This is a genomic window from Psychrobacter proteolyticus, from assembly GCF_038155145.1.
GTDB lineage: Bacteria > Pseudomonadota > Gammaproteobacteria > Pseudomonadales > Moraxellaceae > Psychrobacter > Psychrobacter proteolyticus_B.
In genome coordinates, this window is the sequence record NZ_JBAKAY010000006.1 from 30346 (window position 1) to 55068 (window position 24723).

The window sequence follows — 24723 nt, forward strand, 5'->3', positions numbered from 1 at the left end:
GCATGACAGTACTTAGAAAACAAATGCAATCTGTCGCAAGATAGGTTGCATTTTCACTTTAAGAAGTCGTAAAAAGCCATGTTTTGAATAATAGTTTTTTAGAGTTATATGGTTTTTCGACCCTGATAGCATAGGAGTTGATTATGAAAATTACGGCAACAGAGTCTTGTAAAGCGTTAATTGAGCTATTGAAATCCAAGCACGGTGAGCTGATGTTTCATCAATCAGGTGGCTGCTGCGATGGTAGCTCACCTATGTGCTATCCCTTAGGAGAGTTCAAAGTGGGTGGTCAGGATGTGTTGGTTGGTGAGCTTGCTGGCTGTCCATTTTATATGGGTAAGGCACAGTACAATTTATGGCAGCATACGGATCTCACCATTGATGTCGTCAATGGTCGCGGTGCGAGCTTTTCGTTAGAAATCCCTGAAGGCAAACGCTTTATCGTACGTTCAGAAATCTGTTCGATATAAGCTTGTTCAGTGCAAAATTAAGTAGCATTAATTTTATATAACATACCGAATATAACAGTCTTCGCTTGTCCTAAGATATCGACGCAAACAGATACCGCAGAGTCATTTTTATTTTATTATTTCAGCAGAATAATAGTTACTGTAAAGCGTACCCTATTTTAATTAGCATGGATGCTATAAGGAATATAAAATGGAATTTGACACAACATTTGACTATGTCATTGTCGGTGGTGGATCAGCAGGTTGCGTGCTCGCCAGCCGTCTCACTGAAAACCCAGATATCAGTGTCTGTTTATTAGAGTATGGCGGTGATGGCAAAGATCTAGCAGTACGCGTGCCTGCTGGACTGATTCTGATGGTTCCTGGCAAACCGCTTAAATTAAACAATTGGTGCTTTCACACCACCCCTCAAGAGCACCTTAATAACCGTAAAGGTTTTCAGCCGCGTGGACAATGTCTGGGCGGATCATCAGCGATCAATGCCATGATCTATACGCGCGGTAGTAAGCTAGATTATGAGCGCTGGGTGGAGCAAGGATGTACTGGCTGGGGGTTTGACGATGTACTTCCTTACTTTATCAAAGCTGAAAACAACGTTCGTGGTAGCGATGACCTACATGGCGATAGCGGGCCGCTGCATGTTAGCGACCTACTCAGTCCGCGAGACATCTCCAAAGCCTTCGTAGAAGCTGCGATTGCCAACGGCCTAGATCATAACACCGACTTTAATAGCGAAAAGCAAGACGGTACAGGGTTGTATCAAGTCACTCATTTTCATGGTGAAAAACAAGGCCAACGCTGTTCTGCCGCGGCCGCCTATCTACATCCTGTACAAAACCGCCCCAACCTAACTGTTATCACTCATGCGCAGGCTAACCGCGTCATTATCGAAGACAATCAAGCGACAGGCGTCGTCTACGAAAAAGACGGCGTCGAACATACTGTCACGGCGCGTCATGAAGTCCTACTATCAGGTGGTGCGTTTGGTTCACCCAAAGTTCTGATGCTCTCAGGTATCGGCCCTGCAGAGCATTTGCAGTCTCATGGTATCGATGTGGTGGTAGATGCACCCGAAGTCGGTGGCAATTTACAGGATCATTTAGACGTTGTCTTTGATTATGAGGTCAATACGACTGACGTCATCGGTATTGGCATGGCATCGATTTCGACATTGACCAAAAGTATTCGGCAGTGGAGAAAGGACGGTACAGGGCTACTGTCTACCAACTATGCAGAGGCGGGTGCGTTCTTTAGTGTCGGTGATGACCCAAAAGAGTGGCCAAACACCCAGCTGCACTTTGTCATCTCACGCGTGATAGAGCACGGTCGCGATCTCAGACGCGGATTTGCTGTCTCTTGTCACAGTTGCTACTTACGGCCTGAAAGTCGAGGTACTGTCAGATTGGACTCAGCCGATCCATCCGATGCCGTCTTAATCGATCCAAACTATCTGTCGCATCCAAAAGACGTAGAGTACATGGTAGCTGGTGCCGAGCGTACTCGAGCCATTATGCAAGAGTCCGCACTCGCTAAGTACATCACTGAAGATTACCCCGCCCCTTACCTCGAAAAAGACGGCATGCTCGGCTATATCCGTAATAAGTCAGATACCATCTATCATCCGGTAGGCACTTGCCGCATGGGCTCAGATGACAGCTCTGTGGTGGATTTGGAATTGAAGGTACGAGGTGTGAGCGGATTGCGAGTTATCGACGCTTCAGTGATGCCAACGCTTATTAGCGCCAATACCAATGCGCCAACTATTATGATTGCCGAAAAAATAGCCGATTTAATTAAAACAAATCATAGCCCTGTTTAATGCTGCATTGGACAAACAGCTTATAGTTGGCTACTTCAAAGAGACATAACTTTATTATTTCTAATTGTTTACACCTAGTAAAATTGTAACTGGTTAGAAATTTAAAAGTGTGTCTCTTTGCTACTTAGAGTGAATAAACATAAAGCCATAGAATTTAGTATTTAATATCTTATTAATGCTAAATACGGCAAAATCGTGCAATTTTTATCAAAATTAGTCTATTTATCGCTTGCATTATCACAGATTAAGAGAGTATATTCGAACGACTTATTTATATTTTTAGTTTCTGTCTATATAATTTAAAGTTATAACAAGCTTTAATATGTTTTGTTTTGTATATAACAAACATTGTATAAATAGATATTTTAGAGGTCACTAAACGCTTTCTCATCGTATTCATGATCGAGTACGAACATATGGATACATGAGTACCTACCTACCATTACATAGGATGTAATAATGCAAAAATCACTCTTCAAACTTACAATGTTGGCGACGTTTGTCTTAGGTATCAGCGCCTGTAGTGGAGACAACAAAACTACGGATGATTCTGCTGCTAGCTCAGATGCCAAAGCCGCCAAAACATTGCTCTATTGCTCAGAAGGTAGCCCTGCTGGATTCGATCCAGCGCAATATACCTCAGGTACGGATTTTGATGCGAGTGCCTTCCCTATTTACAATGGCTTGGTAGAATTCAAAAGAGCAGAGACTGAGATTCAGCCAGGACTTGCTGAAAGCTGGGATATTAGCGAAGACGGCAAGACTTATACCTTTAATCTACGCAAAGGGGTTAAATTCGGTACAACTGATTACTTTACTCCGACTCGCGATTTCAACGCGGATGATATTGTCTTTACGCTAGAACGTATCACTGACCCAGACTTTGAATTTAACAAAGCTTATCCTGCTGAATTCCCATATTCAGTCGGTATGGGGCTACCTGATATTATCTCTAGTATCGAAAAGGTTGACGACTATACGGTAAAGATTACCCTTAGCGAAACCAATGCGCCGTTCCTACAGAACCTAGCGATGCCTTTTGCTTATATTGGTTCTGCTGAGTACGCAGATCAATTACTAGCCTCTGGCAATGCTGCTGATATCAATACTAAGCCCGTCGGTACTGGACCTTTCGTCTTTACTTCTTATCAAAAAGACGCGCAAATTCGTTATACCAAAAACCCAGACTATTGGAATAAAGACGACATCTATATCGACAACCTAGTGTTTGTTATCACTAAAGACTCGGCAGTTCGTGCACAGAAAGTGCAAGCTGGCGAATGTCACGTGTCCGCTTATCCAAAACCTGCCGAAATCGAATCTGTCAAAAAGTCAGGTAAAGCCACCGTTCTCGATCAGCCTGGCTTCAACGTCGGCTATGTCGGTTATAACGTAGAAAAACCTCAACTGAGCGATCTTAAAGTGCGTCAAGCATTAGATATGGCGATCAACAAAGACGCTATTATTAACGCGGTTTATCAGAGCGAAGGCCTCAAAGCGACCAACCCAATGCCGCCAACGCAGTGGGGCTATGACGAGTCACTTAAAGACGCGCCTTACGATGTTGAGAAAGCAAAATCACTAATCAAAGAAGCTGGCGCGGATAACCTTTCTATCAATCTATGGTATATGCCAGTTCAGCGTCCATACAACCCAAATGCCAAGCTAATGGCTGAGATGCTGCAAGCAGATTGGGCGAAGATTGGCGTCGATACCAAGCTTGTGACTTATGAGTGGGGCGAGTACCTAAAACGCGCTGCTAAAGGTGAGCCTGATGTCATTCTAGCAGGTTGGACTGGCGATAATGGTGATCCAGACAACTGGCTTGGGTCGTTATTGTCTTGTGACGCGGTCGGTGGTAACAATTACTCGCGCTGGTGTAATAAAGACTTCGATAATTTGGTGACCAATGCCCGTCAGATTAACAATCAAGATGAGCGTGTCAGTGAATATGAGCAAGCTCAGCAGATATTCAAAGAACAGCTTCCTTGGACAACAATGGCACACTCGGTAGTGACCGTATTCACCGCACCAAACGTGGTCGATTATAAAATTAGCCCGCTTGGCTCAATACGCTTCGATGGTGTAAAAGTTGAATAACCTTGACTGATTAATTCGGTTACGACGTAAGCAATTTATTCATTTTATTCATTCATATAAGTGCGGCTGGGTCAGATACTCTGCTCCAGCCGAATTTATATGAATGATATGAACAATATGAATTAAGCCCTTTGTCACGGATCTCTTCATCATCGCTAATACTCTAATCATTGAACCACAACTATTGAGCAGCCCATGCTACTTTATATTCTGCGTCGTATTGCCATTTTAATACCCGTCTATCTTGGCCTAACGCTATCCACTTTTACTCTGATTCGTCTCGTACCTGGAGATGCGGTCGAGATTATGATGGGCGAGCGTATGGTCGATCCCGAGCTACATGCTCGTGCCTTAGAAAGGCTAGGATTAGACAAACCACTCGTTGCCCAGTATTGGGATTATTTGACTGGCATTCTAACAGGTGATTTCGGTCAGTCTTTTCGTACTCGTACGCCCGTATTGCAAGATTTCTTTGCCCACTTTGTTCCTACTCTAGAATTGGCATTATGCGCTATTGTTATCGCTAGTGTCATTGGTGTCAGCTTAGGCATCTTTGCTGCCCTGCGCCGTGGTACATGGATTGATTACACCCTAATGTCAGGCGCGTTGGCAGGTTACTCTATGCCCATCTATTTATTGGGCCCCATCCTGACTGGTATCTTCGCTCATTATTTAGGTCTCCTGCCCGTCGCTGGGGTGATATCTGTCGCACAGTTTTTAGACGTGCAACCACTGTATGGGTCATGGTTACTTGGCTCACTAAGCTCAGGAGAACCTGGCGCGTTTTGGAACGTGGTCAAACACTTTATATTGCCCTCTATTGCCTTATCGACCATTCCGTTAGCGATGATTGCACGGATGACACGCTCTGCGATGCTAGAGGTATTAGACGAGGATTATGTGCGTACAGCACGAGCCAAAGGCTTATCTCCACGCCGAGTGATACTGGTCCACGTAATGCGTAATGCCTTGATTACTGTGGTTACGGTCGTTGGCTTACAGATGGCAACATTGCTTGCAGGTGCCATTATTACCGAGACTATCTTTAGTTGGCCAGGCGTTGGTAATTGGCTACTCGATGGGTTTTTCACTCGTGACTACCCTATTGTACAAAACGGTATTTTATTGGTCGCCACCGCTCTGATTTTGGTTAGTTTATTTATTGATATTTTGTATGGTCTGATCAATCCACGTATTCGCCATACTTCTTAATTCAACATTGATAAATACTCACATTATAAATAGTGATGATTAGCGCTTACATGGTTATAAAGCTTTTTGGCAAATTTCTAATAATTGTTAGGAAATGAAGCCCAAACGAACCCAATGCGCTAGCCACTATAGGAAATGCTCATGAAGCCTTCTGTTCTCCCCTCTGATGTCAATCTGATGGCAGCCACACCGCCGTCATCTTGGCAGCTATTTTTATCGACGTTCTGCCGAAACAAAGGCGCAGTGCTTGGTTTTATCGTACTGGCATTAATGGTTCTAGTTGCCATACTTGCGCCTGCTATTGCGCCTCATGATCCTTACGAGCTGTTCACCGGTCAAGAGCAATTACCGCCTGCCTTTCTTGATGGTGGCAATGCGATGTTTTGGCTAGGTACTGATGATGCGGGCCGAGATACCTTATCTCGAGTGATGTATGGCGCACGTTATTCGTTGTTTATCGGTCTAAGCGCAACGACTCTGGCGATGTTGGTTGGTATCTCATTAGGTCTAAGTGCGGCGTTTTGGCCAAAGGTCTGGGGCAAAGCCGTCATGTTGGTCAATGATATCTTGATGTCATATCCGAGCTTGCTATTGGCGATTATCATTGCCGCTATCTTAGGGCCTTCTATGACCAATACGATTATTACGATCGCACTGGTCTGTACGCCGCCATTTATTCGGCTGACTCGTGCGACTGCGATGGTAGAGCTGCAGCGAGAATACTTCATTGCTTCACAAGTGATGGGTGCTGGCGTGCTCAGATTATTGTTTATCACCATTCTGCCCAACTGTATGGCACCGCTTATCGTACAGGCGACGATGATTTTCTCGTCTGCTATTTTAGAAGCAGGTGCGATTGGTTTCCTAGGCTTTGGCGTACAGCCACCTGATGCCGAATGGGGTGCGATGCTAGGTACGGCGCGTCAATATATTCAAAGTAATGTTTGGCTAGCAATTTGGCCGGGTGTCGCTATTTTCTTGGCTGCACTATCGATTAACCTGACTGGTGATGGCTTACGCGATGCGCTAGATCCTAAATTAAAGCAGGTGACCTAAGATGACTGAACCATTAATTAATACGCCTATCACTCACACGTCTATGAATGGCGCATCAACAAAAGACTCACCATTGCTGTTAGATATCGAAAACCTGTCAGTTACCTTCGGACAAGGGGTGCGTGCCTTTCGCGCAGTGGATGATGTATCGTTAAAGATTACCCAAGGGGAGGTCATCGCTGTCGTGGGTGAATCCGGCTCAGGTAAATCAGTCACCATGATGGCGCTGATGGGACTATTGCCACCTTCCGCAACCGTACGCGCACAACGAGTGGTGTTTGATAATAAAGATATGCTCAGTATGTCAGCCAAAGAGAGACGCGGCATCATTGGCAAAGACATCTCTATGATTTTTCAGAATGCGATGTCTTGCCTAAATCCAAGCTTTACGGTTGAAATGCAATTGGGTGAAGTACTACGCAAGCATCTTGGTTTACGAGGCGCAGCAGTACAAACACGCATCTTAGAGCTGCTAGAGTTGGTCGAAATGCCCGATGCAAAGAATCGTCTCAAGGTCTATCCGCATCAACTATCAGGTGGTATGAGTCAACGGGTTATGATTGCGATGGCCATTGCTTGCGAGCCAAAACTACTGATCGCAGATGAACCAACCACGGCTTTGGATGTCACCGTACAGGCGCAAATTATGGATTTGCTCAGCCGACTACAACGCGAAAAACAAATGGCCATGGTATTAATTACCCACGATTTGGGTCTGGTTGCACAAAACTCGCGTGATGTCGCGGTTATGTATGCTGGACAAGTGGTCGAAACCAGTACCGTGCCAGAGATTTTCCAAAATCCTGCACATCCTTATACGGAAGCATTGCTACAAGCCATCCCTGAGTTGGCTATCGGTCAAGATAGATTGAACAGTTTACCAGGGGTTGTCCCAAGTCAATATGACAGACCTGCTGGTTGCTTGTTATCTCCGCGTTGCCCGTATAAGGAGCCCGCTTGCGAAGTTCCGCCACCTATTTTAGATACGCCCAATGGCAAGGTGCGTTGTATTGATTCTAATATTACTTCTCGCCCCTCTCACGCTGCTACCTTGGAGTCACAAGTATGAGTAATAAAGTGGTCCTAAAAGCAGACAATCTACACAAGCACTACCCAGTATCACAAGGTCTAGGCAAAGCAAAAGCGTACGTGAAAGCGCTCAATGGAGTCTCTTTCGAACTTGAAGCTGGCAAGACATTGGCCGTCGTTGGCGAATCAGGCTGCGGAAAATCTACCCTTGCTCGCCAGTTGACACTGATCGAAGCGCCCACACATGGTGAGCTATTTATCAATGATGAAGGCACCACTGGCTATAGTAGAAAAGCGCTAAAAGAGTTGCGTACCGAAATTCAAATGGTCTTTCAAAACCCTTATGGTAGCTTAAATCCGCGTCATACCATTGGCTATCAATTAACAGAACCATTAGATATCCATACCAAACTATCTAAAGAAGAAAAGCGTGACAAAATCAACGAGATGATGAGACATGTGGGTCTACGTCCCGAACACGCTGGTCGTTACCCACATATGTTTTCGGGTGGTCAGCGTCAACGTATTGCCCTCGCCCGCGCGATGATGCTCAATCCTAAAATCGTCGTCGCTGATGAGCCAACTTCCGCACTCGATGTATCAATTCAAGCGCAAGTCTTAAATCTATTTATGGATTTGCAGGATGAGTATCGCACCGCTTACGTCTTTATCTCGCACAATCTATCCGTCGTGCGCCACGTCGCTGATGATGTAATGGTAATGTACTTGGGTCAAGCTGTTGAACACGGTCCTAAAGAAGCGATTTATAATGCGCCAAAACACCCCTATACCATCGCGCTACTGGCTGCGGCACCAACGGTAAACGGTCATAAAAATGATTTAACCCTACAAGGTGAGCTACCAAGTCCATTAAATCCACCAAGTGGCTGCGCCCTACATAAACGCTGCCCCTATGCCAAGCAGCAATGCAGCGAAATAGAGCCGCAACTGCGCGAATGGGACGGTCGATTGGTGGCTTGTTTACGTTTAGAAGAGATATATGGTTAAGGTGACTAAGGTTAAAATGATTAAGGTTAAGATGATTAATGACTAATCAATACTCACCACACCGCGACATTTAGGAAATTGGCTACAACCAAAAAAGGTCTGACCTTGATTCAGGCCTTTTTTGCCACGCGCTTGATCATCTCACCGTTACATCTCGGGCAGGTTGCTGTTTGAATCAAATCAGCTGTATGGTCTATCACCTCAATTGTCGCAGAGGAGATCATCGCTAGTTCAGGCTCTACAATCTCAAATGGCGTAAGGAAAACCTTATCAGCAATATCGTGCGATGTAATTGTATGCTGAGTGACTGCCTGCTGATTGTCCATACTATCAATTAGTAAATCGCTAGATTCAATTTCAGTCTGCCCAGACCATCGATGCACTTCCCTACTTTTTAGACTAGCTCGTTTCGCGGTCTCTTTTATTATCGGCTCTGGTGTAAGCTTATTAGCCACTTTAGCAACAGCAACTGGTTTATCATTAGGGTTACCGCTAGGCTGTTTGTTTGTATTCTGGCTTGGATTGCTATGCTTCTCTTTTAGATAGGCTTTATGCTCTCTATTGGTACGCCAAGACTTACTAAATCTATTACTATTAATCTGCTCAACGATGGACTTAACCTCGTCTTCAGTCAGTATTTCATCCTGCTTCTTCTTCACATAAGACACCATACCACTCGTCAATACGTGTTCGGGTAGCTCATCACGAGTTTTTAATTCGCACTCACCGATGAAAGCAATCATCGAATGGAAGTAGCTCAGCTCCAAGCCTAATAAATCTGCGAGCGTCTTAATGTGCAAGTAGTTTTGGCGCAATGGATTTTGGAATTTAAATTTACTTCCATTTGGGAAAGATTGCGTCCACTGTCTTTGGTTCTCGCTACCATATATCCAGCCTTTATAGTTTTTGGTCTCAATCACAAAAATGCCGTACACAGAAACGATGATATGGTCAATTTGGGTACTGCCGCCACTGGCTCTTGGTAAGGTAATACCGTTTAAACGGTGATAAACATCTTTTTCAAGCTTAAGCCACATGGCAACATTGATGACGGTTTCACCTAGGAAGCCTTTAAAGCTGGATTTTAGAGACATGGTAGCGATCTTTAGAAAGGTTATAGAGTGTGCTAAGCGTAATACCAAAACTCTTTAAATTTAATTAATCAGCACTCTCTTACGATGCTTTAAAGGCTTGGCATAAGCAGAAGAACATGATTTGATATGTTTATAAAAACTCTTATAAACCCGATCATACTCTTCATCAAGCTGTTTAAGTACATCTAAAGTACTATCGTTAGGATTAGTTTCATGTTCATGCTGTGCATTTATCAAGTTTCCCCCTGCATTTAAAAACAACTCATATTTTTTCTCAAGCTCTGGAAAATATAGAGCTATCAATATTTCTATCTTGCCACCTTCTCTGTAAAATTCATCAACATCTAAAGCTTCATCGCAATTGCCTGAAAAACTTTTGGATTGAACTTCCTGAATAATGGCTGCAAAATCAACCAGTCTAAAAACTACTTCCTCAAACTTTATTCTCAAAAAGGCTTCATACTCCTTTTTGCGTTCAGATCTCTGAGTAATGAGAATACCGCATAGTCCAAACATTCCGATTATGCAGGCTGCTATCAAGCCTTCACTTAGTTCAATCTGTTTTAGCCATGTAATAGCATTTGCCAGTTCGATACTATCCATCTAATTTTTCCAGTTCTATAGTCATATAGTTTATTTTTATATGAGAGCTGCACAAGGAATAAAACTTAACTTTGTGAGCAATCAGTCCATTCTAATTTACCACTAAATCATTATATTGAGGCACAGAATTTAGTACTGATTGAAGCAGTTATTTTACCGATAGCCATATTGATGAAAGCAGACCAAAAGAAAAGCCAAAGATTAAACCATAAAAAAAGCCACTAGATTTCTCTAGTAGCTCTTTTTTTAACAACAACTAAGTCAGGTTTATTACACCAAACTATTTACCGCCTCAACCACAGCGTCAGTCGTGATACCAAACTCTTTATACAAGTCACTTGCAGGAGCAGATTCGCCATAAGTGGTCATACCGATGACTTTGCCATCTAGACCAACGAACTTATACCAGTAATCTACATGCGCGGCTTCTACTGCGACGCGAGCACGAATATTGGCTGGCAATACGGCTTCACGATAGCTAGCATCTTGCTCTACGAAAATTTCTGCACATGGCATAGAGACCACACGGACGCCAACACCATTTGCGCTCAACGCTTCATACGCTTCCATCGCTAGGCCAACTTCTGAACCAGTGGCGATGATGATAGCTTGTAGCTCGCCTTGTTCTTTTGCCAGTACATAACCACCTTTGGTGATGTTCGCTACTTGCTCACTATCACGTGCTTGATGTGGCAGACTCTGACGGCTAAAGATCAATGCTGATGGGTTGTTTTCAGACTTGATTGCTTCTACCCAAGCACTTGCAGATTCGGTAGCATCACACGGACGCCATGTACGTAGGTTTGGCGTGGTACGTAGGCTAGTCAATTGCTCAACTGGCTGATGCGTTGGGCCATCTTCACCAAGACCGATAGAGTCATGCGTATAGACATGGATGACACGCTGCTTCATCAATGCGCCCATGCGTACTGCGTTACGTGCATATTCCATAAACATTAGGAACGTCGCTACGTAAGGGATAAAGCCACCATGCAATGCGATACCATTGGCAATCGCAGTCATACCGAACTCGCGCACGCCGTAATAGATATAGTTGCCATCGCTGTCTTTTTCGATGCCTTTAGCGCCTTTGAATAGCGTCAGGTTTGAACCAGCTAGGTCGGCTGAACCGCCCAATAGTTCTGGCAATAATGGCTGCAAGCTGTTGATAGCATTTTGGCTGGCTTTACGACTAGCGACATCGCCGCCCGCTTCTTGCGTTTGCTGAATATAGGCTTGCGCTTGGCTAGCAAAGTCAGCAGGCAACTCGCCATTTAGACGGCGTGATAGTTCTGCTGCAAGCTCTGGATAGGCTTTTTTGTATGCTTCAAAGTCCGCATCCCAGTTCTTTTGCTGTACATCGCCTTTGGCTTTGGCGTCCCACGCTTCATAGATTTCGTCATCTAATTCAAATGGGGCATGTTTCCAAGATAGCGCATCACGGGTCAAGGCGATTTCATCATCACCTAGTGGTGCACCATGACTGGCGGCTAGACCTTGTTTGTTCGGGCTACCAGCACCGATCGTGGTTTTACAAATAATTAGACTTGGCTTAGTAGTCTCTGCAATCGCTTGCTCAGTTGCTTGCGTGATTGCATCAGTATCATGGCCATCGACTTTGATCACTTGCCAGCCGTACGACTCAAAGCGCGCTTCGGTATCATCAGTGAACCAGCCTTCGACATTACCATCGATTGAGATACCGTTATCATCATAGAAGAATACCAACTTACCAAGCGCCAACGTGCCAGCCAGTGAGCAAACTTCATGACTGATACCTTCCATCAAGCAACCATCGCCCAAGAACGCATAAGTATGATGATCGACGACGTTATGACCGTCACGATTGAACTGTGCGGCTAGGGTTTTTTCTGCGATCGCAAAACCAACCGCATTAGCAATGCCTTGTCCTAGTGGACCAGTAGTCGTTTCTACACCAGGCGTGTAACCAAGTTCAGGATGGCCTGGGGTTTTTGAATGCAGCTGACGGAAACCTTTAAGGTCATCAACGCTCACATCATAACCTGATAAATGTAGCAATGAATAAATAAGCATCGAGCCATGACCGTTTGACAGTACAAAGCGATCACGGTTGTGCCAATTAGGATCTGCTGGATTGTGCTTCAAAAATTTGCGCCACAAAACTTCGGCAATATCAGCCATACCCATTGGCGCACCCGGATGTCCAGAGTTGGCTTTTTGAACCGCGTCAAACGACAGTACACGGATGGCATTGGCTAGTTTACGTTCGTTAATTGGGGTGGGCATAGCGTGTCCTAAGATTGAAGGAAAGTTTATTGGATTAAAAAAGGTTGTTGAACTGAATTTGCTTAGATATCTAAATAGGTGGCTCATTATAAACTAAGTAGCAACAATTTTCCCTGTTACTCCTAGTCCACAACTTGATCGGGTCACATAATAAAAAATCAATTGATCATTAACGACTTCAATATAATGCTTCTCAAATTCTTGATAGCAAACATGCTCAAGCCATCTTTCCTCTAAATAATCTGCCATTTGCTGATAGCTTACGTTATTTGCAAATTTGCAGCGTAACGTAAGCATGCAATTCGTCTCATCATGGCGTTTTTGATAAAGAAAATCACAACCAACATTATTTTCCATATAACAGAAAGATACATTGGCATCTATTTCAAATCCTAACAAATCGTCGCCTATACTTTGACCATAGATGAGAAATTGTGAGTAATTTAGCTCATCAATTATAGACAAAGTATTCATGATGTCATTACTCTCAGATTTCAATGCGATCAGCACCGCCCATAAACGGACGTAATACTTCTGGAATCGTAATGCTGCCATCAGCGTTTTGATGATTTTCCATCACTGCCAGTAGCGTACGACCAACCGCCAAACCTGAACCATTTAAAGTATGAGCTAAGCTGGTTTGCTTGCCATCTTTGACACGGGTACCCATACGGCGCGCTTGGAAATCACCACAGTTAGAGCAGCTAGAGATTTCACGATAGGTATCTTGGCTTGGCAACCATACTTCAATATCATAGGTTTTTTGTGCAGCAAAACCCATATCGCCAGTACACAGCTGTACCGTGCGGTATGGCAATTCAAGCTGCTGCAAGATATATTCAGCCTGTCCTGTCATCGCTTCTAATAGGTCATCAGATTGCTCAGCGGTACCGACATTGACCATTTCAACTTTTTCAAACTGATGCTGACGAATCAAGCCACGGGTATCACGCCCATGTGAACCTGCCTCACTACGAAAACATGGTGTATGCGCCGTGAATTTTAATGGGAGCTCTTTAATATCTAAACGCTCGCCGCGTACCAAGTTGGTCATTGGTACTTCAGCAGTTGGGATCAAATAAAAATCCATCTCATCGTTATTCGTATGATTGCTCAATTTAAACAAATCATCTTCAAACTTAGGCAGCTGACCCGTACCTTTTAAGCTATCGCTATTGACGATATAAGGCACATAAGTCTCAAGATAGCCGTACTTCATAGTATGCGTATTCAACATAAACTGAATTAGTGCGCGATGCAATTGCGCCAGCTGTCCTTTGAGCACGTTAAAACGGCTACCAGTCAATTTGGTCGCTGCCTCAAAGTCCAGCATACCAAGCGTCTCACCGATATGCGTATGATCTTGAATTTCAAAATCAAACGTACGCGGCGTGCCCCACTTACGCACTTCTACGTTATCGTCTTCTGACGTACCGACTGGTACATCTGTCGCGGGAATATTCGGAATTTGCAAAGCTGCTTGAGTGATGCGCTCTTGTAGCGTACGTAGCTCGTCTTCAGCAGCTTTAATCTCACCGCTAACGCTTTGCATCTCAGCCAGTAGCTCACTGGCATCTTCGCCTGATTTTTTTAGGGCACCTACTTGCTTTGCACCAGCATTACGGCGCGATTGCAACTCTTCGGTTTTAACTTGTAGAGACTTACGCTCGTTTTCAATCGTCTGCCAGAACTCCATATCAAGCTCATAACCACGGGTGGCTAGCTGCTGCTGTAGGTCGCTTAAATCGCCGCGTAAGAGTTTCGGATCAATCATAGTAGTTGCCTGTAACACTAAAGGTGAGTAAAAGGTTTAAAAGTATTATTAATAGAGTAATTGCCTAGCACATCGCTATCACAGTCTTTGTGACAACTGGCTATGACGTTATGTTTTATATCAACATATCTTGTAGACGCTATAATACCAAGACACGGCAGATTTGACCATGTTTTGGATATCTTTGACTACTTTTCGCTATTTTTAACTGACTTTCTCTAGGTTTTGTTCATTATGCTAATCGCTTATCACAAGTTGTTCTGTTTTTAATTACTCACTTTTGCTTTCGTCTGGTCTTAATAAGCTGAGTATAGAGCTTGAACTACGTCATTAATATGACATCTATCCGTGAACAGTCTTGCTTATATGTTTCATTTAGGAGTACTTTTCGGTAAGATAAGCGCATACCTTTATTCACTTCTAGCCAAGTACAGCATCGCTGCTTCGCTTTGGCAGTTTTAATCCAACGCTTTTAATATAAGTATTTGAGAAACCTTTATGGCCCTGTACCCCTACACGCTCCAACCTGTCGCCTTAAACCTAACTGAGGCTGAATTTCACCAAGCACAGTATGAACTGTTTGCCAGTGCCAGCCCTTCTTTTGGTTTATCAAGCTTTAAGACCAAAGAGTGGATCATCATGGCAGTGGTTGTGGTACTCGCTATTGCAGGACTTATCTTTGTGACAGGCTATTCAACCATTATCTTTTGGTTAATGCTGGTTGGTGTGGTGATTTATCTATTGGCACGTACTTTAGGTTTTAAATGGTACGTAAAAAGAGAGTTTGACAAACAAGTGGCTGACCAAGAGATGCCAGATGAAATGCGCCAGATGAAGTTAGGTGTGCAAAAGCATGGTCTAGTCATGGCGATGCCAAGCAACCAGCCTGATATGATGAAAAACTCGCAAATGCGCGGTATGCAAATGCGTGCAGGTGCGACTCAGCAAGCAGTTATTCCTTGGACCTCTATCAAGAGCTGGGACGAGACTGACGACTATATCTTTATGATGTTTGAGCTAAAAGGTCAACAAGGTAGCCAAATCGTACCGAAACGCTTGCAAGCACAGAAGTTTCCTATCGATACGATACGTCAACACTTACAAGAAGTGGTTCCCGTTAAAGGCTTAAATCCTGAAAACTTGCAGCCACCAGCGTAAATGTAATGAGGTCTCTCTATCGTTTAGAAAAACAATAGAGAGACTTGATTTAATTTTTATAAAACCAATCGTAAAATTGTATTTATTAAATTTAACTTATTAATGATAGTTTGCTATTATTATAAGCATCAAAGGAAGAGATAGAGTCTATATTGATAGGTACAGATGAAAACTAAAGTATTTTTCGCTGTATTTCAATTTATTAGAGTCTTTATTCTTCTTTATTTATTATCATATAACTACACTCACACTATAAGGACAATACTATGAGTAATTCTAATAATGCTACTAACCAGATCGGTCTAGAAAAAGCAGACATGAGCGAAGTCATCGCCAAGTTAAACAATCTACTATCAACATATCACGTGTTTTATTTAAACGTACGTGGCTATCACTGGAATGTAAAAGGTGAGCATTTCTTTACTTTGCATCCACAATTTGAAGAGCTATATACATCACTACAACTCCAAATTGATGAAATCGCTGAGCGTATCTTAACGTTGGGTGGTACACCACTTCACGCTTATAGCGATTTTACGCAGCATACTAGTATTAGTGAAGACAAAAACGTCAAAGATGGCACAAGCTGTGTCAAAGGTGTGGTCACTGGCTTGCAAGCGTTAATTGCAGAGCAGCGCCAAGTATCAGCCCTAGCAGAAGAGAGCGAAGACCAAGGTTCAGCTGACCTAGTTGATGCTTACGTACAAGAGCAAGAAAAACTGGTATGGATGTACAACGCGTTTTTGGGTTAATAGTCGTTAGATTTTACTAGGCTAAATTTTAATAAGCCTAATGATCATCAAATTCTAAAAAATAAAAAAGCACCTAATTAGGTGCTTTTTTATTGTCTATCTTTTAGAGAAGGCTGTTTTATTTTTGGATCCATTGACGCATTTTTTCACGTTCAGCAGGTGTGGCCTGTAGCCATACTTGCATAAACGTATCTAGTGTACTAGTAGAAGTGCTTACGCTAGTAGCTTGCTTAACAGTGGTCGTACTAGTATTGACGTTGCTAGTAGTATTTACTGCTGGTTGATCTAAAGAGGCAATAGCACGTTGATTCTGTAGCTCTGCATCACCTGCACCGCCGAATACGCCGCCTAGCGCTTTACCAAGGCCTGAAAATAGACCGCCTTGGTTACCGGCCATACTTTGCTGGCTAGCAATGACAGTATTGTTCTGTTGCACAGCGAGCGTAGGCTGCTTGGCATATTCTCTAGCAGCTTCATAATCTTCTGGTTGATTAGGCATAGTCAAACGATATGTTTGATTGTCGGCTAATTGTGCCGTCACACTGACATTACCTGAACGCAAATAATCATGCTCATCACGACGCAAGTTATATAGTCGGTCATACTTAGCAGTAATAGCGTGTTGTCCAGGCTGTAACGTAAAGGTTTTTTGCAGCGGCTGAAAAGCACTCTGCTGAATTTCCTGCCCATTAATAGCAGTTACTTTGATATGGTCATCAACCTGTAGAGTAACCGCTGCCTGTGACAACATAGAAACCGAGGCAGCCCCCACCAACAACGTGCTTATCGTTAATTTCTTTAGCAAAAAAGTATTCGATTTCATAAGTTATTCCATTAATAGTAAAAGCGAGTTGGACAAAATATTCGTATTCTAACGGTTATTCATTTTTTACTGCTAAAAGCCTTACTGCTAGAAGTCTTGCTGCTAAAAATCAAGTGGCATCGTATGTTGGTCTTGATCAGGCGTGTCGTTATCTACTTGCGTCTCTTGAGCGATATCCGCCAGCTCCGCGGCAAGCGTCTGCTCATCGATGGTACGCAAAGCATCACTTATGACTGCTTTTGAGATATTACTACGACCAAGGTTAGAGAACATTGGTTGAATATAATTAAGTACTTCCATCATCGCACCGATACGATGCGGTCCATCAGTTAGTAAGTGATCAATAATTCGATCGTCAAACTGCCATCCACGTCGACGCAAAATAGACTGTAATAGTGCTTGTCTGTCTGCTAAATCATGACCAGTAGGCACTTTAAAGGTCGGTGCCTGTGCCAAACGCGTCATTAAATCCCTTAACTGAAACGGTAAATCATCAGCGGGTTTATTAGCGGCAAACAACAACTGGCGTTGCCCTTCTCGGCTACGATTGATCAGGTGAAATAAAGCTTCTTGCCACTGACTGCTTTGTTCAAGCACTTCCAAATCATCAATGGCAATAAGATCAAAGTTTTCTAAAGATGATAGTACGTGGACATCTGTATGAATCAGCTCATTAAGGGACAAACAGATAGCCGATTTGTCCATCTCGATAAATGACTCGCAAATAGCAGACAGCAAATGGGACTTACCTGTAGCAGGGCTACCAAACAGATATAGTTGACCGATCAGGCCGACATGTAACTGCCGTACTGCATCAATAATCGACATCCAACCGGGACCGGCAAAGTCGCTGAGACTTGCATCATGCTTAATGTCCAGATTGAGACTTAGCTGTGCTTCTGCCATGAATCATCAACTCGTGTTGCGTAGTGCAATGGAAAAATACAATAAAAGGGACAGGTTACGTTGAGCTGTATTCATTAATATCAATACTAGCCGATACAACTGTAGTTAATGGCCCTATAGCCTTTGCAAAAATAAGTCAGTCACTTTGTTGAAAACAAATTTAGGAAAGCTGGTACCAAAACGGTTGATACTATCAACACTGCGCCTATATATAACATATTTACAAAATGACTGACAAGTCTTTTACCCATTAAGCCTTATCAATCATTGCGTGCCTATCTTGATATTACATATCAATCTTTATCTAGTGTATTCAATAATAAGATAATTATCTTTTTTCAAACAATGCCAGTTGTTTACGACCTTTATAAAAGTCAGTCGTTCGATAATAGCTGTATAAATGGCGGAACAACACATTTAAGACAGCGGACACTGGTAAGGCAATAAGCATACCGACAAAACCTAGTAGACTGGCACCTGCCAATACAGCAAATATGACCCACAATGGTGATAGACCAATCTTATCACCTAACAGCAATGGTTGTAGGATATAACCTTCTGCAGCTTGTCCAATCAAGAACGCACCTACGACCAATGACAAATACGTCCAGTCCAATCCGAACTGAAATAGACAGGCGATAATAGCCGCGATAAAACCAATACCAAACCCTAAGTACGGTACAAAACTGGCAATGCCTGCTACCATACCAATGATAAGCCCAAGCTCCAATCCAATGAGCTGTAACTGTACGGCATAAATAGCGCCTAGCAACACCATCACCAGTAATTGACCTTTGATAAACGCCATCAATGCCAGATCACACTCTTTGGCTATTTCAGTCACTTTTTGACAGTAAGCACCTGGTATCGCCATCTTCCAGTTATGCAAACGCTGATCCCAATTAAATAGGAAGTAAAAGGTTAAGATAGGCACTAATACAATAAGACCTGCATTATTGATGAAGTTCATACTTGAGGTCAGTATTTGGCTCATCATGGTGCTAGCATCAGCGAACTTATAATTCGTTTGCATATAATCGACGAGAGTATCGGAAAACTCTTTGGACTCTAATTGGGGCAATTTGATACGAGTATTACTATTGAACCACTCTCGTACGACTTGATTGTACCAATTAAATATCTTTGGCAAATAATCCCACGCCGCTTGCAGCTGATGCCACAATGTCGGTACCAACCACCATAATAATAACGCCATCCCTAGAGTAATCGTCGAGTAGACGATAATAATCGCGACCCAGCGCTTGATGTATTTTGATAGGCGCTTGACTAGAGGATTAAATAGATAAGCCAACATAAAGGCAAAAACGAAGGGTACGATGACTGGCATCATTAAATACAAGAGAAACACAGCAACAACTAATGCCACGACAATAAATAAACGCCGAAAAAAAGGATCTATTGGTTGGTTCATCATGGCAAGTAATCCTATAGTTGGACGAGGTTAAAAAATTGACAGGTTTGAAAAATTGACAGGGAGTCAGTCAGTGATAGCGATTTCTAAATGATATAACTATAGTCATCACGATGTGTCACTAGGCAAATTGCTTTCTTTTCTCATTAGTTTTAGCTAGCTAAACTGAGACGTCTTAAAGTTCCTAAAAAGTCTAATTTTTAATAAATTTATGTTTATTAGTTTTTATTCTGTCAATCACATTTGGACTTGTATTAAAGCCATTATCGACAATAAATTTAGCGTTCTATTATCGCAGAGTACAACAAAAAATCAGTCATTTTTTGTTTCTTAACCGCTTATTTGCAACTTAATGCAAATCTTAGTCAAATATTGGCAAGTTGCTTTGCGAGTACGGTCTGTTTTTGGGTATAATGCGCGCACTGTCTTTAAACTTTGCTTTTGAACTTTATAACGCTGATTTTTGCGTGCTCAATTACTTTACCTTCTAATCCCAATTATCTATCCCCAACTGTGAGATGACTATGAGTGACAAGCCTTCTTTAAGCTACAAAGATGCCGGTGTTGATATCGATGCAGGCGATGCTTTGGTTCAGCGAATCAAGTCCGTTGCAAAAGCCACTACTCGTCCTGAAGTCGTGGGTGGACTTGGCGGTTTTGGTGCGTTATGCCGTATCCCGACAGGTTATACCTCACCATTATTGGTTTCTGGCACTGATGGCGTCGGCACCAAACTAAAATTAGCCCTACAGTTGAACCGTCATGACACGATTGGTATTGATTTGGTCGCGATGTGCGTCAACGATCTATTAGTTTGCGGCGCAGAGCCATTGTTCTTCTTAGACTACTATGCAACTGGTAAGCTGGATGTCGATGTAGCGGCGACTGTCGTGACTGGTATTGGTGATGGTTGTAAACTAGCTAACTGTGCGCTTATCGGTGGTGAAACTGCTGAAATGCCAGGCATGTATCAAGATGACGATTACGATCTAGCTGGATTTTGTGTAGGCGTGGTTGAAGAAGCAGAAGTTGTCACTGGTGAAAATGTCGCAGAAGGCGATGTACTGATTGCCCTTGCCTCAAGTGGCGCGCACTCAAACGGCTACTCATTAGTTCGTAAAGTCATCGAAGTTAGCGGTGTGGATGTTACGAGTAGCGACGAGCAACTAGACGGTCAGCCTATTCAAGACGCTCTAATGGCTCCTACCCGTATCTATGTAAAAGCAATCAAAGCATTACAAGATACACTTGGTAGCTCAGCTTTGCATGCGATGTCACACATCACAGGCGGTGGTCTAACGGATAACTTGCCACGTGTACTACCTGATAACTTAGCGGCTAGCATCGATACTAATAGCTGGCAGTTCTCAGAACTATTCACTTGGCTACAGACCCAAGGTAATATCGCACAGAGCGAAATGTACCGTACCTTTAACTGCGGCGTTGGTTTTGTCATCGTTATGCCAAAAGACAAAGCAGAAGCTGCTATCCAAACCTTGACTGATGCAGGCGAGACAGCTTGGCAAATAGGTGAAATGATCAAACGCAGCACTGATGGCCAGGCGGATGCAGTGGTGTACCGTTAATGTCAATTGATAACGCAAGCCAGCCTATCAAACCATTGCGTATTGCTGTTCTAGTCTCAGGAAGTGGTAGCAACCTGCAAGTGTTAATCAATGCAATGCAAGCAGGTGCGCTACCGATTGAAATCGTTGGTGTTATCAGTAACCGTGAAGATGCTTATGCATTGACTCGTGCTAAAGATGCCAATATTCCAGTTGCGGTATTGTCACACGTTGCTAGTGGTAAACGTATGGGTATCAAGACATTTGAAACCCACGCCAACGAACAGCTAATAGCGTGGCAACCTGACTTGATCGTCTTAGCTGGGTTTATGCGCGTACTAAGTGGCTCATTTATCGATAATGTACCAGCGCCCATGATTAACCTTCACCCTTCTCTACTTCCGGTTTATAAGGGTTTAGATACTCATAAACGGGTCATACAAGCGGGTGAACGTCGTCACGGTTGTAGTATTCATAAAGTGACCGCGGAGCTTGATGCAGGTCAGGTATTGACTCAAGCTGTATTAGATGTCGATATCAACGACACCGCAGAGAGTTTACAGTCACGGGTGCAGAAGCTTGAGCATCAGCTACTACCTTGGACGATTTTACTACTAGCAAAAAATGTATTATCACTTGAAGCAAATAATACATCATCGCAAACGGAAACTTATTTGCCTAAGTTGCCTTTGCAATTGCTTATAGACGGATAAAAATCTCAGCTTATTAAGTTGATTTTAATACCACTTTATATAGCTCAATAAAAAGCCCAATTACTCATTACGAGCAACTGGGCTTTTTTATTTGATAACCATTTATTATTTAAAATCATTTAAAATCGTAAATAGTTATCTATTTAGCTAATTTGTCTAGTTAGTTCATTCTTAGAATACATGAACCGCTTTGATGTTGACAAACTCTTTGATACCAAAACCGCCATGCTCACGGCCATAGCCTGAGTTTTTCACGCCACCAAATGGCAGTGCAGGATTGGCAAGACCATAACCATTGATATAGACCATACCTGTATCAAATTGCTCACGTGCTAGACGAACAGCTTTCTCTTCATCTTTCGAGAAAATCGCGCCACCTAGACCATAACGACTGTCGTTAGCGATGCGCATTGCGTCATCTTCATCTTTGGCACGAATCAATGAAGCGACAGGGCCAAATAGTTCGTCATCGTATGCAGGTTGACCTTTCTCAACATTCTCTAGGATAGTTGCTGGATAGAAGCTACCTTTACCTTCAGGTACTTTACCACCAACAGCAATCGTTGCACCTTTAGCCACACTTTGCTCTACTTGCTCATGTAGCTGCTCACGCAAATCTGCACGTGCTAATGGACCGATATCTGAACTGTCATCCGTTGGATCACCCGCTTTGGTACCTTCAAACCTCTCAACGATACGCTTACGGAATTCGTCATATACGCTATCGACTACGATAAAGCGTTTGGCTGCTACACAAGTTTCACCGTTATTGATTAAACGTGCTTGAGTACAAGTTTCTACTGCAGTTTCGATATCTGCATCTTCTAATACGATAAATGCATCATTTGAACCTAGCTCTAATACCGCTTTTTTAATTGCTTTCGCTGCTTGCTGTCCAACGATCACGCCTGCTTTGTCACTACCTGTCAATGTCACGCCGCGTACTTTGTCATTACTAATCAATGCTTCTGATTGATCATGATCGATGATAATCGTACGGAACAAATCACTTGGTAATTCAGACTCGTGAAGAATTTTTTCAATTAGTAGACCAGAGCCTGTTACGTTTGATGCGTGTTTTAACAGGACGCTGTTACCTGCCATCAAGTTTGCGATGGTATAACGGAATACCTGATACGCTGGGAAGTTCCAAGGCTGCATGCCATAGATAATACCGATAGGCTGGTACGTCACTAACCCTTTCTTCATGCTTTCGATATCACGTACATCATCAGCTAAAGAAGCAACACCATTTTCAGCAGTGTAATCACAGATGGCTTTACAGAGATCAATCTCTTGCATGCTCTGACTATATAGCTTACCGCGCTCTTCAGTCATCAGCTTAGCCAGCTCTTCTTTGTACTCCATCAGCTTATCACCGATAGATTTAATGACACGACCTCGTTCCTCATGGCTTACTGTACGCCATTCTAAAAATGCATTATGTGAAGCATCGACAATTTTGTTGACTTCGTCATTGCTCATATAATTGTAGTTACTAATTTCTTCGCCCGTGGTTGGGTTAATAGTAGTAATGTTTGACATAGTTACTGTCCTTATTATTCGAATTTATATTTGGGATGTATAATCGGGTTTATTGCCACTTGTAGTTATTTTGCTGTGACAGTTTTAATTATTAAATTTACGTCGATAGCACAGTCTATTGGTAGCTCGTTTTCTATCTGCCGTTATCTTAACAAGCTATTTGATTAAGAGTTTTACAATATATTGTGAAGTGTGTTGAAGATGTTAATAGTGTGACTGAATTATTAAGTCTATCTAAATGTAAAATATCAATTATTAATCCCTAGAACATAAAAAAACCAGCCTAACGGCTGGTCTAATAACTATATAGAGTGGGAGATATAGGAGAATATGTTTATTAAAAAATTAAATAATAGGAAATATGTCACTTTAATAAAAGATAGATTCAACTCACACAAACCAATCAAAACAAATGATTAATAACCGGTATCTCTTGTGGTGGATTTTCTTCTTCAGCAACGACTTGTCGTGCCACATGCATAATTAGCTGACGTAACCAGCGATGGGCTGGGTGATGCTGCAACAAAGGAGACCATGCCATCGTAAGCTCAAACTCAGGAATAAAAAACGGCGGATCTTCCATCATAATGCTATCATTATTTGCCTGCATTCTTGCCACACGTGTTGGCAAGGTCGCTATCAAATCTTTATTTGCTGCAAGCATGGCAGGCATTTGATAATGTCGAGTAAAGACACTGATTTGGCGTTTTTGACCAAGGCGCTGCAAGGCCTGATCGATAGAGCCAAGTCCACCAGATTTCTCTGGATTAACCCCAAAACCAACACCCATCCCTGTTTTAGATACCCAAACGTGCTGTGCTTTAAGGTAGTTTTTCAAATTAAAACGATTGGCATAAGGACTGTCAGAAGATAATAAGCAACTAAAAGTATCACGCCACACTAGAACCTGATGGAAACTTTGAGGTATTTCATTAAAACGGTTAATCGCTAAATCAACTCGTCCCTGCTCCATATCTCGATAAGAGACGTCTGATGGAGTCAAAAAGTCCAAAATCACATTAGGCGCTTCAGAACGTAGTGCTTTTACCAGCTTAGGTACTAGGGTCGCTTCGGCATAATCCGATGTCATGATACGGAACACACGAGAGGTACTATAAGGGCGGAATTCGGTACGTGGCTCCAACACTTGAGTCAAGTCAGCGAGTATCTCACGGATACGTGGCTGTAGCTCAAGAGCGCGTTCAGTCGGCGTCATACCCTCAGATGAGCGTACCAATAATGGATCATTAAACAGCTTACGCAAACGGCGCAAGATATTACTCATAGCAGGCTGAGTAATCCCAAGCTGCTCGGCTGCGCGAGTGACGTTTTTTTCTCGTAGCAACACATCTAGATGGACTAATAAATTTAAATCAACCCGCTGCAAATTCATATT

The 24723-nt window shown here is 42.8% G+C and carries 21 protein-coding genes; 11 read left to right on the plus strand and 10 right to left on the minus strand.

The features are described from left to right. The first annotated feature begins 143 nt into the window (after positions 1-143). The 7 genes from V6252_RS08750 (at position 144) to V6252_RS08780 (ending at position 8694) form a co-directional block, all read left to right on the plus strand. Entirely contained in the window at positions 144-470 is a 327-nt protein-coding gene (locus V6252_RS08750; protein WP_296208320.1) for a DUF779 domain-containing protein, read from the plus strand. Between the two features lie 190 nt (positions 471-660). Next, positions 661-2289, plus strand: coding sequence for a GMC family oxidoreductase (locus V6252_RS08755; RefSeq protein WP_341610119.1), 1629 nt, complete (start codon positions 661-663; stop codon positions 2287-2289). Between the two features lie 459 nt (positions 2290-2748). Beyond that, complete coding sequence (locus V6252_RS08760) at positions 2749-4389, plus strand: ABC transporter substrate-binding protein (protein WP_201568879.1); 1641 nt, start codon at positions 2749-2751, stop codon at positions 4387-4389. A gap of 195 nt (positions 4390-4584) precedes the next feature. Next, complete coding sequence (locus tag V6252_RS08765; protein WP_057761126.1) at positions 4585-5601, plus strand: ABC transporter permease; 1017 nt, start codon at positions 4585-4587, stop codon at positions 5599-5601. Between the two features lie 141 nt (positions 5602-5742). Continuing rightward, the gene (locus V6252_RS08770; protein ID WP_341610120.1) at positions 5743-6657 is read left to right on the plus strand and encodes an ABC transporter permease; all 915 of its coding nucleotides are present in this window, start codon (positions 5743-5745) and stop codon (positions 6655-6657) included. A 1-nt stretch (position 6658) separates the two neighbouring features. After that, positions 6659-7726 (plus strand): ABC transporter ATP-binding protein, encoded by a 1068-nt coding sequence (locus V6252_RS08775; RefSeq protein WP_238052082.1) that lies wholly within the window; start codon positions 6659-6661, stop codon positions 7724-7726. After that, positions 7723-8694: a peptide ABC transporter ATP-binding protein gene (locus V6252_RS08780; protein WP_201608111.1), complete on the plus strand. Its 972-nt coding sequence runs from the start codon at positions 7723-7725 to the stop codon at positions 8692-8694. Before V6252_RS08775 ends, V6252_RS08780 begins: the two co-directional genes overlap by 4 nt. 110 nt (positions 8695-8804) lie before the next feature. On the opposite strand, the gene V6252_RS08785 is transcribed toward V6252_RS08780, so the two are convergent. From V6252_RS08785 to serS, 5 genes are all read right to left on the minus strand, one after another. Then, positions 8805-9788: a nuclease-related domain-containing protein gene (locus tag V6252_RS08785; protein WP_341610122.1), complete on the minus strand. Its 984-nt coding sequence runs from the start codon at positions 9786-9788 to the stop codon at positions 8805-8807. Positions 9789-9848: 60 nt separating this feature from the next. After that, positions 9849-10391 carry a hypothetical protein gene (locus V6252_RS08790; RefSeq protein ID WP_341610123.1) on the minus strand — a complete coding sequence of 181 codons (543 nt, stop codon included), beginning with the start codon at positions 10389-10391 and terminating at the stop codon, positions 9849-9851. Positions 10392-10661: 270 nt separating this feature from the next. Next, positions 10662-12659 carry a transketolase gene (gene tkt, locus V6252_RS08795; protein ID WP_341610124.1) on the minus strand — a complete coding sequence of 666 codons (1998 nt, stop codon included), beginning with the start codon at positions 12657-12659 and terminating at the stop codon, positions 10662-10664. Between the two features lie 93 nt (positions 12660-12752). Next, a complete protein-coding gene (locus V6252_RS08800; RefSeq protein WP_341610125.1) occupies positions 12753-13133 on the minus strand; it encodes a hypothetical protein in 381 nt (126 codons plus the stop codon). Between the two features lie 13 nt (positions 13134-13146). Further along, on the minus strand, positions 13147-14433 hold the full coding sequence (serS, locus tag V6252_RS08805; protein WP_341610126.1) for a serine--tRNA ligase: 1287 nt from the start codon (positions 14431-14433) through the stop codon (positions 13147-13149). Positions 14434-14931: 498 nt separating this feature from the next. Between serS and V6252_RS08810 the strand changes: the two genes are divergently transcribed. Both V6252_RS08810 and V6252_RS08815 read left to right on the plus strand, forming a co-directional pair. Further along, the gene (locus V6252_RS08810; protein ID WP_101206317.1) at positions 14932-15591 is read left to right on the plus strand and encodes a YcxB family protein; all 660 of its coding nucleotides are present in this window, start codon (positions 14932-14934) and stop codon (positions 15589-15591) included. Between the two features lie 266 nt (positions 15592-15857). Next, positions 15858-16343, plus strand: a complete 486-nt coding sequence (locus V6252_RS08815; RefSeq protein ID WP_160022561.1) for a Dps family protein — start codon at positions 15858-15860, stop codon at positions 16341-16343. Positions 16344-16461: 118 nt separating this feature from the next. Here the strand turns inward: V6252_RS08815 and V6252_RS08820 are convergent, their stop codons facing one another. The 3 genes from V6252_RS08820 to V6252_RS08830 form a co-directional block, all read right to left on the minus strand. Next, positions 16462-17166, minus strand: a complete 705-nt coding sequence (locus V6252_RS08820) for a DUF2057 family protein (protein ID WP_341610127.1) — start codon at positions 17164-17166, stop codon at positions 16462-16464. Positions 17167-17268: 102 nt separating this feature from the next. Next, positions 17269-18072, minus strand: coding sequence for a DnaA regulatory inactivator Hda (gene hda, locus V6252_RS08825; RefSeq protein WP_102093670.1), 804 nt, complete (start codon positions 18070-18072; stop codon positions 17269-17271). Between the two features lie 328 nt (positions 18073-18400). Further along, positions 18401-19507 carry an AI-2E family transporter gene (locus V6252_RS08830; protein ID WP_160022555.1) on the minus strand — a complete coding sequence of 369 codons (1107 nt, stop codon included), beginning with the start codon at positions 19505-19507 and terminating at the stop codon, positions 18401-18403. A gap of 521 nt (positions 19508-20028) precedes the next feature. Here V6252_RS08830 and purM point away from each other — a divergent pair. Next, positions 20029-21090, plus strand: coding sequence for a phosphoribosylformylglycinamidine cyclo-ligase (purM, locus tag V6252_RS08835; protein ID WP_341610128.1), 1062 nt, complete (start codon positions 20029-20031; stop codon positions 21088-21090). Continuing rightward, positions 21090-21782 carry a phosphoribosylglycinamide formyltransferase gene (gene purN, locus V6252_RS08840; RefSeq protein ID WP_341610129.1) on the plus strand — a complete coding sequence of 231 codons (693 nt, stop codon included), beginning with the start codon at positions 21090-21092 and terminating at the stop codon, positions 21780-21782. The genes purM and purN overlap by 1 nt, the downstream gene beginning before the upstream one ends. A gap of 171 nt (positions 21783-21953) precedes the next feature. Here the strand turns inward: purN and V6252_RS08845 are convergent, their stop codons facing one another. Then, positions 21954-23327, minus strand: a complete 1374-nt coding sequence (locus V6252_RS08845; RefSeq protein WP_341610130.1) for an NAD-dependent succinate-semialdehyde dehydrogenase — start codon at positions 23325-23327, stop codon at positions 21954-21956. 403 nt (positions 23328-23730) lie between these two features. Further along, a complete protein-coding gene (locus V6252_RS08850) occupies positions 23731-24720 on the minus strand; it encodes a LysR family transcriptional regulator (protein ID WP_057761159.1) in 990 nt (329 codons plus the stop codon). Between the last annotated feature and the right edge of the window lie 3 nt (positions 24721-24723).

What these genes read in the sequence shown, in the direction of transcription:
- V6252_RS08750 (WP_296208320.1), top strand. Translation starts at nt 144, where the DNA reads ATGAAAATTACGGCAACAGAGTCTTGTAAAGCGTTAATTGAGCTATTG.
- V6252_RS08755 (WP_341610119.1), top strand. Translation starts at nt 661, where the DNA reads ATGGAATTTGACACAACATTTGACTATGTCATTGTCGGTGGTGGATCA.
- V6252_RS08760 (WP_201568879.1), top strand. Translation starts at nt 2,749, where the DNA reads ATGCAAAAATCACTCTTCAAACTTACAATGTTGGCGACGTTTGTCTTA.
- V6252_RS08765 (WP_057761126.1), top strand. Translation starts at nt 4,585, where the DNA reads ATGCTACTTTATATTCTGCGTCGTATTGCCATTTTAATACCCGTCTAT.
- V6252_RS08770 (WP_341610120.1), top strand. Translation starts at nt 5,743, where the DNA reads ATGAAGCCTTCTGTTCTCCCCTCTGATGTCAATCTGATGGCAGCCACA.
- V6252_RS08775 (WP_238052082.1), top strand. Translation starts at nt 6,659, where the DNA reads ATGACTGAACCATTAATTAATACGCCTATCACTCACACGTCTATGAAT.
- V6252_RS08780 (WP_201608111.1), top strand. Translation starts at nt 7,723, where the DNA reads ATGAGTAATAAAGTGGTCCTAAAAGCAGACAATCTACACAAGCACTAC.
- V6252_RS08785 (WP_341610122.1), bottom strand. Translation starts at nt 9,788, where the DNA reads ATGTCTCTAAAATCCAGCTTTAAAGGCTTCCTAGGTGAAACCGTCATC.
- V6252_RS08790 (WP_341610123.1), bottom strand. Translation starts at nt 10,391, where the DNA reads ATGGATAGTATCGAACTGGCAAATGCTATTACATGGCTAAAACAGATT.
- tkt (WP_341610124.1), bottom strand. Translation starts at nt 12,659, where the DNA reads ATGCCCACCCCAATTAACGAACGTAAACTAGCCAATGCCATCCGTGTA.
- V6252_RS08800 (WP_341610125.1), bottom strand. Translation starts at nt 13,133, where the DNA reads ATGAATACTTTGTCTATAATTGATGAGCTAAATTACTCACAATTTCTC.
- serS (WP_341610126.1), bottom strand. Translation starts at nt 14,433, where the DNA reads ATGATTGATCCGAAACTCTTACGCGGCGATTTAAGCGACCTACAGCAG.
- V6252_RS08810 (WP_101206317.1), top strand. Translation starts at nt 14,932, where the DNA reads ATGGCCCTGTACCCCTACACGCTCCAACCTGTCGCCTTAAACCTAACT.
- V6252_RS08815 (WP_160022561.1), top strand. Translation starts at nt 15,858, where the DNA reads ATGAGTAATTCTAATAATGCTACTAACCAGATCGGTCTAGAAAAAGCA.
- V6252_RS08820 (WP_341610127.1), bottom strand. Translation starts at nt 17,166, where the DNA reads ATGAAATCGAATACTTTTTTGCTAAAGAAATTAACGATAAGCACGTTG.
- hda (WP_102093670.1), bottom strand. Translation starts at nt 18,072, where the DNA reads ATGGCAGAAGCACAGCTAAGTCTCAATCTGGACATTAAGCATGATGCA.
- V6252_RS08830 (WP_160022555.1), bottom strand. Translation starts at nt 19,507, where the DNA reads ATGATGAACCAACCAATAGATCCTTTTTTTCGGCGTTTATTTATTGTC.
- purM (WP_341610128.1), top strand. Translation starts at nt 20,029, where the DNA reads ATGAGTGACAAGCCTTCTTTAAGCTACAAAGATGCCGGTGTTGATATC.
- purN (WP_341610129.1), top strand. Translation starts at nt 21,090, where the DNA reads ATGTCAATTGATAACGCAAGCCAGCCTATCAAACCATTGCGTATTGCT.
- V6252_RS08845 (WP_341610130.1), bottom strand. Translation starts at nt 23,327, where the DNA reads ATGTCAAACATTACTACTATTAACCCAACCACGGGCGAAGAAATTAGT.
- V6252_RS08850 (WP_057761159.1), bottom strand. Translation starts at nt 24,720, where the DNA reads ATGAATTTGCAGCGGGTTGATTTAAATTTATTAGTCCATCTAGATGTG.